Origin of the sequence: Aeribacillus sp. FSL k6-2211, from assembly GCF_037966125.1 — a bacterium.
Lineage (GTDB): Bacteria > Bacillota > Bacilli > Bacillales > Aeribacillaceae > Aeribacillus > Aeribacillus composti.
This window is the reverse complement of sequence record NZ_CP150190.1, coordinates 3121959-3135033: the sequence shown is the minus strand read 5'-3', so window position 1 is coordinate 3135033 and position 13075 is coordinate 3121959. Positions and strand designations below refer to the sequence as shown.

The following is a 13075-nucleotide window of genomic DNA, read 5'->3' as shown; positions in this document are numbered from 1 at the left end:
TATTACCCTCCTTATTCACTGGAATTATTCATTAGGTTGCTCAGGAAAAGGTAAAATTATAAAAAGAATGTATGATATCATGGATGATTACAAAAATTTGTGGCTTGTGCATCCGTTTTTATCAAGTTTTTTTGGAATCGATTTGATTTTTTGCTAAATGATGGAACAATTTGCTTAGCTGGACAATTCCGTTTTGGAATATGTCTTTTTCATCGAACACCATCGGTTTCGAATTAACCTCATAAATAAAAATATTTCCTTTTGTATCAATTCCAGCATCAATAGAAAATTCCCCAATGAATTGAAAACATTGAGAGAGTGTGCTGCCAATTTCATGGCAAATAATTTCCAGTTTTTTTGTATCGACACGGTTTTTGACAAAGGAGAAGGGAAGGATAGTGCCTCCATGTACTACATGTGTTGTAATGTTTTTAGATGCGCGCACGCCAATTCCTGAAATAACATATTTGTTTTGACTGTAATGAACGAGAATGCGCAAGTCGTATTTCTGACTGTTAATCTGATCGGAAACGATCTCCTGCTGCATCATATACGGCTCGTTTAGAATGTGTTTTATTTCTTTCCAAATATTTTCCAATGAAGATTCATTTTTTATAGAATTTACCGTTTTGATAATGTAGTTATGTTTGGATTCGGCTGTTATTTTAATGATTCCTTTCCCTTGGCTTTGTCCAACAGGCTTTAAATAAACGGAGGGGTATTTTTCAAAAAATGTATAAAAATCTTGTTTCGATGTTACTAATTGCGATTCAGGTATGACAGGAAGAAGGTGCTTATTTTTTTGCAAACAAGTAATGACATCCCATTTATTAAAAAAATGTCTGTTGAAATAAGGGATGTTTTTTTTGTTTAAAGAGCGGAAAACGAAATCTGTTTTTTGAACTGTATCGCGAAACGGATAGCGATTATAGACAACATCTGGATATAGAAACTTTTTTTTCAACCAGCGATTTTCGTTCGGTTCATATATATAGCCGACGATCGATTTTTCTTTCATGCCAGAAGGTGTAAAAACAAAGCTTGAACTGTTCTGCTCAGCCAAATGTCTTTGTATAGCTTTAAATAACGAAATGTTTCCATAAAAAGAACCGCTTCGATCGTTATCACCAGCTAAAATTCCGACGAGCATTTCATGGGGCATCATAGATCTCCTCAGTTGAAATTGTTTTTTTCATTAAATATTCGGCATATTGGAATGGAAAGCGCAATGTTAGCCGGTCTTCTTGCTGCAAATCTTTATGCATAAAAATGGAGCGGCCAGGCTTCGAGTTCGCTTCAAATAGCCATATGTTCCCGTTATTGTCGATGCCGAAATCAAAACCGATTTCTCCGATTTCACCGTCCATTTTGCGATCAATTGCCTTGCTAATAGAAAGAGCCGCGGTGGAAAGTGAACGGTAAATGTCCTCTTTATTCAGCGGCAATGATAATTCATGCAAAGATTTTATTGTTCCTCCGTTTTTTACGTGTGTTGTAGGATTTCCCTTTCCGGCCAATTTCGCAGCGATTGCACTGACAAGCCAGATTCCGTTTTCGTTCTTGTTTGTGTGCACGCGGAAATCGACAGGATTTCCACTCGATTGAAGAAGGGAAATGCCTTGTTGAGCAATATATTGATCTAATGATCGCTGTGCAAAAAAACGCTGCAAAAAGCCTTCAATAGAAGAGAACAGCTTCAACTGGCCTTTTCCGTTCTCATCATAATAGCAGCAAAGAATTGATCCATTTTTCCGATTTTTCACCAGCTTAAATATTCCTAGGCCAAGGCTTCCGTTTTCAGGTTTTAAATAAATCGTTTGAAAGCGGTTAATCAGCTGTTCAATTGTTTTTATAGACGGAGCATGATATGTCTCCGGCAAGTAATGCCTTACTGTCCCATCTTTGGATAAAATATGATGGACATCCCATTTGTTGAAAAAGCCTGAGTTGAAAAGCGGAATTGAGCGCATAAATAAGTTTTTTTTCGCAGACTGAAAGTAGTCTGAGTTTTCTACCTTCCGATTTGGAAGACGATCATAGATGACATTTGGAAATGGAACGGTTATTTTTACCCATCCGGATTCATTGAATGAATAGCCTTCAATCATCTCTAAATCCCAATGAATTTGATGTATCCCAAATACAAAACAAAAAGCGCCTGTTGAACAGCCGTTGACCACTAATTTTGAAAAAAATATCGATCTGTCGCCTAATGGGCGTAAAAGGGATTTATAAAAACCTGCTGTGAAAATGCCGACAACGGGGCCTAAAAATAGCGTTTCACTATGGACTAAAGCTTTGATCCTAATATTTTTAGGTAAAAGCAGAGATTCGGCAATATCTTTTGAAATATAAATGCTTTGGCTGTCTTCGTGATGGAGAATAGAACGGCACGCTATTTTCCGTTTGCCGAAAGAGATCGATTCGATCGTTACATGGGAAAAAGAGCTAGGAAGCAAAACGGTTTGGTTTAGGTGGTCTGCCTGTTTAATTTGATAAATCATTTATTTCCACCCCGGTTTGTAGAGAGTGTTGCAAGTAGCGGGCATAGCGGACAGGAGCTTCGTACAGAACTGTTTTTCTCGCAGGATCTGTTTTTAAAACGACATTTCTCCCTGGTTTAGAATTAATATCTAGAATCCATATCGTTTCATTTTGCAAATCAATGCCGATGTCCACACCAAGCTCAAATAAAGGAGCAAAATTTTTTTCAATTTTTTGCGGAAGATGGTGAGCAAGCTGTTCGATTTGGTTATAAATATGGTTCAATCGCTGCCTTGGAATATCTTTTTCCCATTGTTCAAGGGAAACGACAGAACCGCCTTTTGACAAGTTGGATACATACGTATGTTTTTGACCGATTCGAATTCCTTTTCCTTGCATAATCCATTGACCGAACTCGTTTTTTTGAAATAAAATGCGCAAGTCAAATGGACGCTGCTGTTTGTCCTTTAAAGGGAGCAATCGTTGAAGAATGTATGAGTCAACTTGTCTCTTCGCAAGAAATGGTTTTAATTGATTGAAATGTTTCAAACGGACGATCCTTTGATTTGCTCCAATGAAAAAGTATAGAAATAGCGTTTCCTTTTCTTTTTTAATTACAAGCACTCCTTTTCCTGAACTGCCGTGAATTGGTTTTAAGATACATTCCTCATATGATTGCAAAAATGTATAAACTTGATCGGGATGTTGGAAATATTCTGTTTCAGGAAGATATTGATAAATGAATGGATCAGTTTTTAATGTTTTATATTGTTTCCATTTATCTGGGAATCCGTAGCCTAGAAAAGAAACATTTTGTTGTATTTTTAATTTTTGAACGGCTTTTTTGTTTTGAACGGAAGCAGCATCTTTGCCATAAAAACAGCGGTCATAAATATAATGTGGAAGTTGAAAAGTACTTCGCTCCCATTTATTAGATGTTAAATTGAATGTAAATCCCGTTAACGTACCATTTGCGAATTGTACGTCCAACGGGCGAAACATAATACATTTCATATTCAATTTTTTTGCCGCTTTTGAAATATTTTTAAAATAGGCTGCTTCATGAAAATATTTATTGACTAAAAATCCGAAAGACAAAAGAGGTTCTGCCACAAATATCCGCCTGCCTCCGTTTATCTATATTTACCCAATTATTATATGAATCGTTATGAAACATCATAACCGCTTATCAAGAAACAATAACGGATGATTGCTTTGGCAGACGGACGAATGGAAGGATTGAGAGAGTATTCAATATTTTTGGATGGCTTTGTATTGACTTCTAAAATCCATGGTTTCTGATCCTCACTTACAGCCATATCAATTCCAAATTCCCCGTATTCTCCCTCCACGTTCATTTCAACTGTTTTGGCGGCTTCCAGTGCTATTTCAGAAAGAATGCTGCAAAGATGTAAACAAGTGCTTTTGTCAAAAATGTCAGATAAGATTTTTTTTATTTTATACAGCTCACCGCCTTTAGCTAAATTGCTAACAAATTGATCTTTAGCGGAAAGGCGGGCGACAGAAGAGGTTATTTTCCAGTCCTGATGATTGATTTTATGACATAGAAACCTGAAATCAAGCGGTCGATTATCCAATTTGATTGTGTCGATTGTCTGCTGAATAATATGCGGTTCTCTTTTGAGATATGGAAAGAGATGTTTATACATTTCCTGAAAGGAATGAAAAATAATTGGCTGCTCGCTTTTACCGGGATGGGTAAAGTATATTTCGAAAAGATCGTTTCTATTTTTCAAGCGAATAATTCTTCTCCCTTGACTGCCGTTAATCGGTTTAATAAATACGTCTTGAAAATCATTTACAAACACTTGCAAATCTGATTTTTTTGTTAAAAGCATCGTTTTTGGAAGGTAGGGAAGAAGATGCTGGTTGGACGCAAAAATTTTATGAATTTCCCATTTGTTTAAGTAGCGGTGGTTAAACACCGGTATATCGTTTGCAGCTGCAAATTGCAAAAACTTCAAATATTTTTGAGAATACTCTAATTTTCTTGATCGAATCCGATTATAAATCACGTCAGGACAAGGAATGGTTTCCTTTTTCCAATTTTGATGAGATAAATGAAACCCTTTCTTCTGATTTTGCTGCAGATCAGTTAATGTTGAAATACAAAAAAATGCGCCAATTTCCGCACAGTAATTCGCCATCTCTTTACAAAAATCATCAATATTTCCAAACTGGATTTTTTCATCGTCCTGAATAGAATCAATCAATACACAAATGACCGGTCCAAGTTTGAAGGTGTTGGTGAATTTATCATACTGAAGACGAAGCGTTAAAGATTTTATAGGAAGATGAAGAGCGTTGTAAATCTCTTCACTGGCATAAAGAACGATTTTTTCGTTTCGGATGAAGGAGGCTTTTGTTTTAACTGTTTCTTGGCCGCAATGTAAGGAAAACGTTTGGATCAGTGGAAGGGTCAAAGCTTTTTGCAAAGAATCGCTTATTTCCATATAGAAACCGTTTTTTTCTTCGAGTGGAATCATTAAAATTTTTGTTTCTGCCATTTGAATTACCCCGTTTGCTTACAAATGTTAACCGATTTATAATATTAACTTAGGTAAATCATGCTATGATATCGTATGTCTGGCAGTTGATCTTGTGAATAAACAGTGAGGAAGATGCAAATGGAATTTATATTAACATCAGCTATGATGGTCGTAATTAGTGCATTTATTGGCGGTGTTACGAATTACATTGCCATTAAAATGCTTTTTCGCCCATATAGACCAATCTATTTGTTTGGAAAAAAGCTTCCCTTTACGCCAGGCCTTATTCCGAAACGCCGGGATGAGCTGGCTAGGCAGCTAGGAAAAATGGTGATCGAGCATTTAGTTACACCAGAAGGAATCAAAAAGAAAATGGAGGAGGTCTCCTTCCAGCAGAAAATACAATCATTCCTGCTTCAATCGATAGATGCTTGGCTTGCCAAACAAAAAACTTTAACGGAATTACTGGAAGAGTATGGAGTATCCAACAGCAAGGAAATGATTGCCACCCGACTTGAACGAGCGATTGAAAAAAGCATACTTCATTTTTTCAATACAGATCAAAAAGTCAGTCATTTTTTGCCGCAAGAATGGAAGAAGAACATCGAATTGCAAATTCCTAGTCTTGCAGAATGGATTGCAATGAAAGGCGTTCAATATGTTGAAAGTGATGAAGGGAAACAAGCGCTGCAAAGAATGATCGATGACTTTCTTCAACAAAAAGGAACGTTTGGCGGCATGATTCAAATGTTTTTAGGAAACTTGAATATCGCAGATAAAATTCAATTAGAAGCAGCAAAGTTTTTTCGTCATCAAGGGACGATTGATCTGATTTCTTCCATTCTTTTTAAAGAATGGAGCCGATTGCTTGATATGCCGGTTTCTGAGTTTACAAGCAGGATGGACAAAGAAAAGACAAGCTTGTCCATTGCAAAACTTATTTCGGAAAAAATACGTATCTACGAAACATTGGATAAACCAATTTCAGAGCTTATCCAGCCGTATAAACAAGCAATTATGGAAAAAATGCTGCCAGCCGTCATTTCCAGCTCTGTTCTTTATTTGCAAAACAGTGTGGAACAGATTATGAAAGCTTTCGATATCGATGAAATTGTGACGGCACAGGTAGAATCCTTCTCGGTTGAACGTCTCGAAGAAGTTGTACTGACTATTTCCAAAAGGGAATTTAAAATGATTACCTACTTAGGCGCTCTCCTTGGTGGTATAATCGGGTTCGTACAATCGATTATCATTCTGTTTATTTAATCCCATGAAAACAGGCAAACCGCCTGCTTCATGGGATTTTTTACATATTAAAAGAACAATTGGGCACTTTACAAGTAAAAGGTTCAAAAACCGTTAGGGGGATTCGGCATGAGCTTTTTAAAATTTTTTAAGAAATCGATCGATAAAAAGTCATTTGAACAGCTATTAGCAGACAAGGAAAAGCAAGATAGCAGCAAGCAACCGCAAAGCAATGAAACGCTCAAACGCAGCTTGCATGAAAACTTAAAAAAAATTAGAGAAGCATTTGGCAACAGCAGCGACATTGTTACAAGGGAAATAAGAATAGGAAGACAAGGGGAAATCCGCGTCGGGATTATTTATACGGACGGTTTGATTAACAGTGAAGCGAATCATAATTTTGTTATGGAATCGTTAATGTTTGAATTGAGAAGAAATGAAGTGGATCTGAAAGATCTGGCAGGTTTGACGCTGCTCAATTATATAAAAGAAATGGTCTTGACCGTCGGTTCGATTGAAGATGTGCATGATTTCAACGTTATCACGAATGCTGTTCTGTCTGGAAAAGTTGTTTTATTATTCGATGGATACGAACAAGGCTTTGCCGTTGAAATGAAAGGCGGAAAGGAGAGGGGAGTCCAAGAGACAACAACTGAAACAACTATTCGCGGTCCTCGGGAAGGATTTACGGAAAATTTGCGTGTCAATACTTCCCTTATTCGCAGAAAGATAAAAGACCATCGTTTATGGATTGAATCAAAAAAAGTCGGAAAAGTAACAAAAACGGAAGTCAGCATTATGTATATTAAAGGGATTGTGAGAGAAGAAGTGGTGCAGGAGGTCAGAAGCAGAATTGAACAAATTGATATTGATGGAATATTAGAGAGCGGTTATATCGAAGAGCTGATTCAAGATGACTCATACACGCCATTTCCAACTATTTATAATACGGAACGTCCTGATATCGTGGCAGGACATCTTCTCGAAGGCCGCGTAGCCATTTTAGTGGACGGCACTCCTTTCGTTTTAACTGTACCGTCAATTTTTGTGCAATTTCTGCAATCCCCTGAAGATTATTATCAACGCGCAGATATAAGTTCATTAATTCGTTTTCTCCGTTTTTTCGGTTTTTTCACTGCGCTCCTTGCACCGTCTCTTTATGTTGCTATTACAACTTTTCATCAGGAAATGCTGCCGACACAGCTTTTGATCAGTCTTGCCGCCCAAAGGGAAGGCGTTCCGTTTCCCGCATTTATTGAAGCATTTCTAATGGAAATTATGCTTGAAATTTTAAGGGAAGCAGGACTTCGAATGCCAAGAGCTATCGGACAAGCCGTTTCAATTGTTGGAACATTAGTTGTCGGGACGGCAGCAGTAGACGCGGGAATTGTTTCCGCCGCAATGGTAATTGTTGTAGCATTTACAGCTATCTCAAGTTTTATGGTCAGCTCGTATGACCTAGCGATCACCGTGCGGATGTTACGATTTGTTTTTATGGGGCTTGCCGCATCTTTCGGTTTGTTCGGAATTATCCTTGGATTGGTGGCGCTAGTTCTTCATTTGAGCAGTCTTCGTTCATTTGGCGTCCCTTATTTAAGTCCAATGGCTCCGTTTACGCTGGCAGATCAAAAGGACGTTTTTATTCGTCTGCCCCGCCGTCTGCTTATTTTTCGACCACGAGTTTTTAGTTCACAGCAAAATACGAAAAGAGAGAAATCACTTTTTCAAAACGAAAATCAACGAAAGAAGAAATAGATTACCTAAAGGGGTATTAAATGAATGTGGAACATAATCGGCATTCTTTTCGTTTCTGCATGTATTTTTATAATCGAAGCTCTGCTGCTATTAAAACATAAGCTCTGGAAGGATTTTATTGTGTTTATCATTTTTCTTTTTTTAGGAACAGGATTAAGTATTGCCAGATGCATTAATTTTCCTATTCCAAATCCGATTGAATTGCTCACATGGATCTACCAGCCGCTAAGCGAAGCAGTGAACAAAATATTTCAATAAGAGGTTGGTGAAGGTATGTTAGACAACGGGAAAATAACAGCAAATCAATATAAAATGTTAGTTTTATTATTTACGATTGGAAGTTCAATTCTCGTTGCTCCTACTGCATTAGTGAATGATGCGAAACAGGATGCTTGGATAGCAACCATTTTTACGGTCATTATCTCCATTCTTTTAGTGCTTATGTACATTAAAATATATTCAATTTTTCCAAATATGACTCTTGTAGAAATATGCGAGCTTTTGCTCGGAAAATGGATTGGAAAATTCGCGGTTGCATTATTTCTCATGTATGCTTTTATTTTATCCGGTGAATTGCTCAGGGAAATCGGCGATTTTACAACTACTCAAATGATGCCTGATACACCGATCGATGCTATCCATATTGTTTTTATGGGAGTCGTTGTTATGGCAACCCTTTTAGGATTAGAAGTGATTGGACGTTCTTCAGAAATCATTTCATTATGGCTATTCATCCTTTTAGCAATCTATTTCATCGCGATTTTGCCTCAAATCAAAATAGGAAACCTGCAACCGATATTGGGAGAAGGAATGAAACCGATTTTATTTGGGTTTTATCATTTTATTAGTCTGCCGTATTTAGAATTAATCGTTTTTTTAATGATTGCTCCCTTTGTCAATCATCAAAAAGGAGCAGAAAAAGGATTTTTAGTAGGCGTTATAATTGGAGGAATCCTGCTTACATTTGTTGTCATGTTTTCTATTCTTGTTTTAGGTGTCGAAAATACAGCCAGACAAATATATCCGAGCTATGCCCTGGCAAGAAAAATTGAAATAGGAAAATTTTTTCAACGCGTAGAGGTTATTATGGCGGGAATTTGGTTTTTATCTATTTTTTATAAGCTAACCATCAGTTTTTATGCTTTTGTTTTAGGTCTCTCTCAACTATTTAAAATAAAAGATTATCGTTCGATTACTCTTCCTATTTCTATGATGCTGATTGTGTATGCGATCGCCTTCCATCCGAACATCGTTCACTTTTTTGAGTTTGTACATAATATTTGGCCTTTGTACTCTTTAACGATCGGGTTTCTTTTTCCTCTCATCCTGTTGGGTACAGCTCTAATGAAAAAACGTCAGCGTCATGTGAGGGGAAATAGATGAATAAGCGGTTGACAAGTCTTTTATTCATATTGGCGTCCATCATGTTGCTGGCAGGCTGCTGGGATCGGAGGGAGTTAAATGACATCGCAATCGTTTCAGCATTAGGAATAGACAAAGTAGATGATGAATTACTTGTAACGATACAAGTGATCAACCCGGGACAGGTAGCAACTGTAAAACAAGGGGGAATAACAAAAGCTCCTGTTAGAACATTCCAGTCGAAAGCGCGTACATTGTCTGAGGCGATGAGAAAAGTGACAACTTTCTCGCCAAGAGCCGTTTATTCAAGTCATCTCCGCATGTTGATTATTGGAGAGGATTTAGCAAAAGAAGGAATGGGGGAAATTATTGATTATGTAGTAAGGGGGAAAGAATTTCGGACAGATTTTTATCTCTCTATCGCTAAAAACACTAGAGCTGAAAACATTTTAAAAGTACTTAGCCAGCTGGAGACAATTCCTGCACATAAATTAAGTTCTTCATTAAAGTTATCTGAAAAATCATGGGGGCCTATCGAAACAATAGAAATCAATCAATTTGTCAACGAGTTAGTTTATAAAGGCATTGAACCTCATGTGATAGGTGTAGAAATAATAGGCAATCCTGAAGCTGGAGAAAAAATAGAAAATGTTGAAAAAACAAAAGCTGATGCGTATCTCAAATTTGGTAGTGTAGCTATCATGAGGAAAGATAAGTTAGTTGACTGGTTAACGGAGAAGGAAAGCAATGGTCTCCATTATGCATTAGGAAAAGTGCAAAGAGCAGTCATTAATGTGCCATGCAAAGAGAAGAAGGTGGCAATTGAAACGATCCGAACAAACAGCAAGATTCAAACAAAAGTTGACGGTCATCAGTTTAAAGGCACCGTTCAGCTGCATATAGATGGGGCGGTAGCCGAGGTTCAATGCGAACGAATGGATTTGGAGAAAATAGAAACGATAAACCTTTTGCAGAAAAAAGCTGAGGAAAAGGTTAAAAAAGATATTCTGACAGCTATTCAAGCTTCCCAGAAAAAATATGAAGTAGATATTTTTGGATTTGGAGAAGCCCTTCATCGCAGCCATCCGTCGATTTGGCATAAAGTTAAAAAAGATTGGCACTCTCATTTTAAAGATATACCGGTTCATGTGGATGTTGACGTAAAGCTAAGGAGAATCGGCACAATTAATAACTCTCCTCTTCATGAAATGAAACCGTAGCTTCCCGAACTTCCAAAAAAAAATTCCTCAGGGTGTAAGGGAATTTTAAAACTTTTTTGACAGGCGGCCTTGTCATCCTTTATATTAGCTAAAAGGGCTCGCGGAGCGAGGAGGGATTAGGAGTGTCTAATATTTTATATAATTCCGCGTACGATTTGAAAAAAGCATTAGAACAAAGCAAGGAATATATTCAATTAAAAAAATTGTATGATGATGTCCAACACGATGAATCAGCGAAAAACATTTTCCACAACTTTCGCAGCACTCAATTAAACCTGCATGAAAAACAAGTAACCGGAAAAGAAATTACTGAAGAAGAAATTATTCATGCAGAAAAATGCGTTCAATTAGTACAGCAAAACGGCAAGATTGCTGCATTGTTGAAAGCAGAGGAAAGCATGAATATGCTTTTACAGAGGATAACCAGCATTATTTTGGAGCCGCTTGATGAGCTTTATAAAAAAAGTGAATAGTAAAAGAAAAGAATATCAAATCAAGGATTTTATTGAAAAAAGTAAAATATTTGGTAGTCTAGAGTGAGATGTACTTTTTGTGCATCTCTTTTTTCATTTTCAAAATTGGAGGGAACAGATCATGAATCAAAGACTCATTTTCCATTTTTTTATTAAAGAAAAAGGAGGTGGCATATTTTATGAGCCATAGTACGCTATCCAGCTTAAAAACGGCATTGCGAGAACAATTAACGCTTTTTCAGAAACAACAAAATGACAGAACTTCTCCAATCGGCCGATTTTATATGAATAATCAAAAAAAGTTTTTGCAATATGTAAGGGAATTGGAACAGCTTTTTAATCAAGAAGATGAAGACATTTTCACAAAAGTTTTTATTGGGGCGACAGTGAAAATTGTATATTTGGAAGAAGAGGATGAAGAAACATATACAATCTGTTTTCCTGAAGAAGCTGATCCTGACCAAGGGAAAATTTCATTTTTATCTCCCATCGGTAATCAGCTGCTGCTTGAAATGAGAGGAAATTCGATTGATTTAGACATACCTGGAGGAAAAACAGCTGTTAAAATTTCTGAAATCCATTATTAGAAAAATAAATTATGAAAAATGAAAGGGGAGAAATCCCCTTTCATACTCTATTCATTTCCTCTTTCAGCGTCGAGCTGTAGGAATTTCTAATAAAATATTACTTGCGAAAACCTTGATTCATTGAGATACTAAAATGTAAGGGTTTACATTACGAGCCTCTGTATATTTCGGGGTGGTTGTCATGAAAGATGAAAAAATTGTCGGCAGTTTCCAATTAATGAAATCATTGAATAAATCTTTAATTCTTAATACAATTCGGACACACGGATCGATTTCAAGATCTGACATTGCGAAAGAAACAAAATTAACACCTCCGACAGTCACAAATATTGTAAATGAATTGTTGGAAGAAGGATTGGTAAAAGAGTGGCAGACCGGATCTTCCAGCGGGGGAAGAAAACCCATTTTGCTGAAAATCAACTCATCAAATTTTTATGTTTTCGGTATTGATATCAGCCCGAGGGAAATCCGATTTGCCATCACGGATTTAAACGCTCAAACACTTTTATATAAAACAATCACGATGAAAGAAGAGATGACGAGTTCACGTTTGTTCCAAATGATTGCTAAACAGCTTTACATTATGATGGATGAAGCTTGTATAGAATTAAAAAAATTTGTAGGAATTGGCATCGGTATTCATGGCAGGATTGACGCAGATGAAGGTTCAAGCGGTTTTGCTCCCCAATTGCAGCATCGAAATGTACCGTTAAAAAAAGAGCTTGAAAAAGAATTTCGTCTTCCTGTCAAAATTGAAAATGATGTTCGTGCCATGGCAATAGGCGAAAACTGGTTTGGCAGCGGGGTGGGAATTAGCAATCTTGTATGCATTAAGATCAGTCATGGAGTTGGGGCAGGTTTGATTTTAAATAAGAAGCTGTTTCATGGAACGAACGGACTAGCGGGTGAAATCGGCCATATGTTTATAGAAAGCAGCGGTTTGAAATGTTCGTGTGGGAAAGACGGATGTTTAGAGGCGCTTGTTGGGTCTGAAGGGATAAAACAGCGTACATTAAACAAAATATCGCTTGGGTATAAAACGAAATTAATAGAACGGACAAACGGAATGATAGAAAATGTGAACGGAGAACTGATTTATGAGGCTGCATTAGAAGGAGACCTGCTTGCTAAAGACATTTTAGAGGGGACTGGCAGGTATTTAGGAATTGCCATCATGAACATTATCCATTTATTCAATCCAGAGCGTATTATTATTGGGGGCGGATTAGCAAAGGCAAAGAATTTTATTTTAACTCCGATTCAAGAAGTGGTTGAACAAAGAGCTTTGACAGAGCAAGCGAAAAAAACAGAAATTGTGTTGTCAAAGCTGGGAGATCAAGCGACGGTCATTGGCGCTGTTGCCCTAGTGCTAAATGAAATGTTTTCTGTTCAATATGAATCGGTGTCATAATGTTTCCCCTTCCTTTAGTACACAAAAG

12 protein-coding genes are annotated in these 13075 nt (G+C 37.1%); 8 read left to right on the top strand and 4 right to left on the bottom strand.

The features are described from left to right. Positions 1-121 precede the first annotated feature (121 nt). The 4 genes from NSU19_RS15110 to NSU19_RS15095 are packed head-to-tail and all read right to left on the bottom strand — an operon-like array spanning position 122 to position 5012. Positions 122-1162, bottom strand: coding sequence for a YheC/YheD family protein (locus NSU19_RS15110; RefSeq protein WP_339197173.1), 1041 nt, complete (start codon positions 1160-1162; stop codon positions 122-124). Then, a complete protein-coding gene (locus NSU19_RS15105; RefSeq protein WP_339193250.1) occupies positions 1152-2504 on the bottom strand; it encodes a YheC/YheD family protein in 1353 nt (450 codons plus the stop codon). Before NSU19_RS15105 ends, NSU19_RS15110 begins: the two co-directional genes overlap by 11 nt. Then, entirely contained in the window at positions 2488-3597 is a 1110-nt protein-coding gene (locus tag NSU19_RS15100; RefSeq protein WP_339197170.1) for a YheC/YheD family protein, read from the bottom strand. Before NSU19_RS15100 ends, NSU19_RS15105 begins: the two co-directional genes overlap by 17 nt. Before the next feature lie 53 nt (positions 3598-3650). Beyond that, positions 3651-5012, bottom strand: coding sequence for a YheC/YheD family protein (locus NSU19_RS15095; RefSeq protein ID WP_339197168.1), 1362 nt, complete (start codon positions 5010-5012; stop codon positions 3651-3653). A gap of 120 nt (positions 5013-5132) precedes the next feature. Between NSU19_RS15095 and NSU19_RS15090 the strand changes: the two genes are divergently transcribed. The 8 genes from NSU19_RS15090 (at position 5133) to NSU19_RS15055 (ending at position 13047) form a co-directional block, all read left to right on the top strand. Continuing rightward, complete coding sequence (locus NSU19_RS15090) at positions 5133-6260, top strand: DUF445 family protein (RefSeq protein WP_311066425.1); 1128 nt, start codon at positions 5133-5135, stop codon at positions 6258-6260. A 108-nt stretch (positions 6261-6368) separates the two neighbouring features. Beyond that, a complete protein-coding gene (locus NSU19_RS15085) occupies positions 6369-7994 on the top strand; it encodes a spore germination protein (protein ID WP_311066424.1) in 1626 nt (541 codons plus the stop codon). Positions 7995-8018: 24 nt separating this feature from the next. After that, positions 8019-8252 carry a hypothetical protein gene (locus tag NSU19_RS15080; RefSeq protein WP_066248956.1) on the top strand — a complete coding sequence of 78 codons (234 nt, stop codon included), beginning with the start codon at positions 8019-8021 and terminating at the stop codon, positions 8250-8252. Between the two features lie 15 nt (positions 8253-8267). Beyond that, positions 8268-9377: an endospore germination permease gene (locus tag NSU19_RS15075; RefSeq protein ID WP_311066423.1), complete on the top strand. Its 1110-nt coding sequence runs from the start codon at positions 8268-8270 to the stop codon at positions 9375-9377. After that, positions 9374-10576 carry a Ger(x)C family spore germination protein gene (locus NSU19_RS15070; RefSeq protein WP_311066422.1) on the top strand — a complete coding sequence of 401 codons (1203 nt, stop codon included), beginning with the start codon at positions 9374-9376 and terminating at the stop codon, positions 10574-10576. Before NSU19_RS15075 ends, NSU19_RS15070 begins: the two co-directional genes overlap by 4 nt. 122 nt (positions 10577-10698) lie before the next feature. Next, entirely contained in the window at positions 10699-11049 is a 351-nt protein-coding gene (locus NSU19_RS15065) for a YlbF family regulator (RefSeq protein WP_066248950.1), read from the top strand. A 179-nt stretch (positions 11050-11228) separates the two neighbouring features. Next, positions 11229-11636 (top strand): GreA/GreB family elongation factor, encoded by a 408-nt coding sequence (locus NSU19_RS15060; RefSeq protein WP_339197162.1) that lies wholly within the window; start codon positions 11229-11231, stop codon positions 11634-11636. A gap of 181 nt (positions 11637-11817) precedes the next feature. Beyond that, on the top strand, positions 11818-13047 hold the full coding sequence (locus NSU19_RS15055; protein ID WP_339197160.1) for an ROK family transcriptional regulator: 1230 nt from the start codon (positions 11818-11820) through the stop codon (positions 13045-13047). Positions 13048-13075: the final 28 nt, after the last annotated feature.

Bases quoted from the DNA above. Each gene is read 5' to 3' on its own strand.
- NSU19_RS15110 (WP_339197173.1), bottom strand. From the start codon at position 1,162: ATGCCCCATGAAATGCTCGTCGGAATTTTAGCTGGTGATAACGATCGA.
- NSU19_RS15105 (WP_339193250.1), bottom strand. From the start codon at position 2,504: ATGATTTATCAAATTAAACAGGCAGACCACCTAAACCAAACCGTTTTG.
- NSU19_RS15095 (WP_339197168.1), bottom strand. From the start codon at position 5,012: ATGGCAGAAACAAAAATTTTAATGATTCCACTCGAAGAAAAAAACGGT.
- NSU19_RS15090 (WP_311066425.1), top strand. From the start codon at position 5,133: ATGGAATTTATATTAACATCAGCTATGATGGTCGTAATTAGTGCATTT.
- NSU19_RS15085 (WP_311066424.1), top strand. From the start codon at position 6,369: ATGAGCTTTTTAAAATTTTTTAAGAAATCGATCGATAAAAAGTCATTT.
- NSU19_RS15080 (WP_066248956.1), top strand. From the start codon at position 8,019: ATGTGGAACATAATCGGCATTCTTTTCGTTTCTGCATGTATTTTTATA.
- NSU19_RS15075 (WP_311066423.1), top strand. From the start codon at position 8,268: ATGTTAGACAACGGGAAAATAACAGCAAATCAATATAAAATGTTAGTT.
- NSU19_RS15070 (WP_311066422.1), top strand. From the start codon at position 9,374: ATGAATAAGCGGTTGACAAGTCTTTTATTCATATTGGCGTCCATCATG.
- NSU19_RS15060 (WP_339197162.1), top strand. From the start codon at position 11,229: ATGAGCCATAGTACGCTATCCAGCTTAAAAACGGCATTGCGAGAACAA.
- NSU19_RS15055 (WP_339197160.1), top strand. From the start codon at position 11,818: ATGAAAGATGAAAAAATTGTCGGCAGTTTCCAATTAATGAAATCATTG.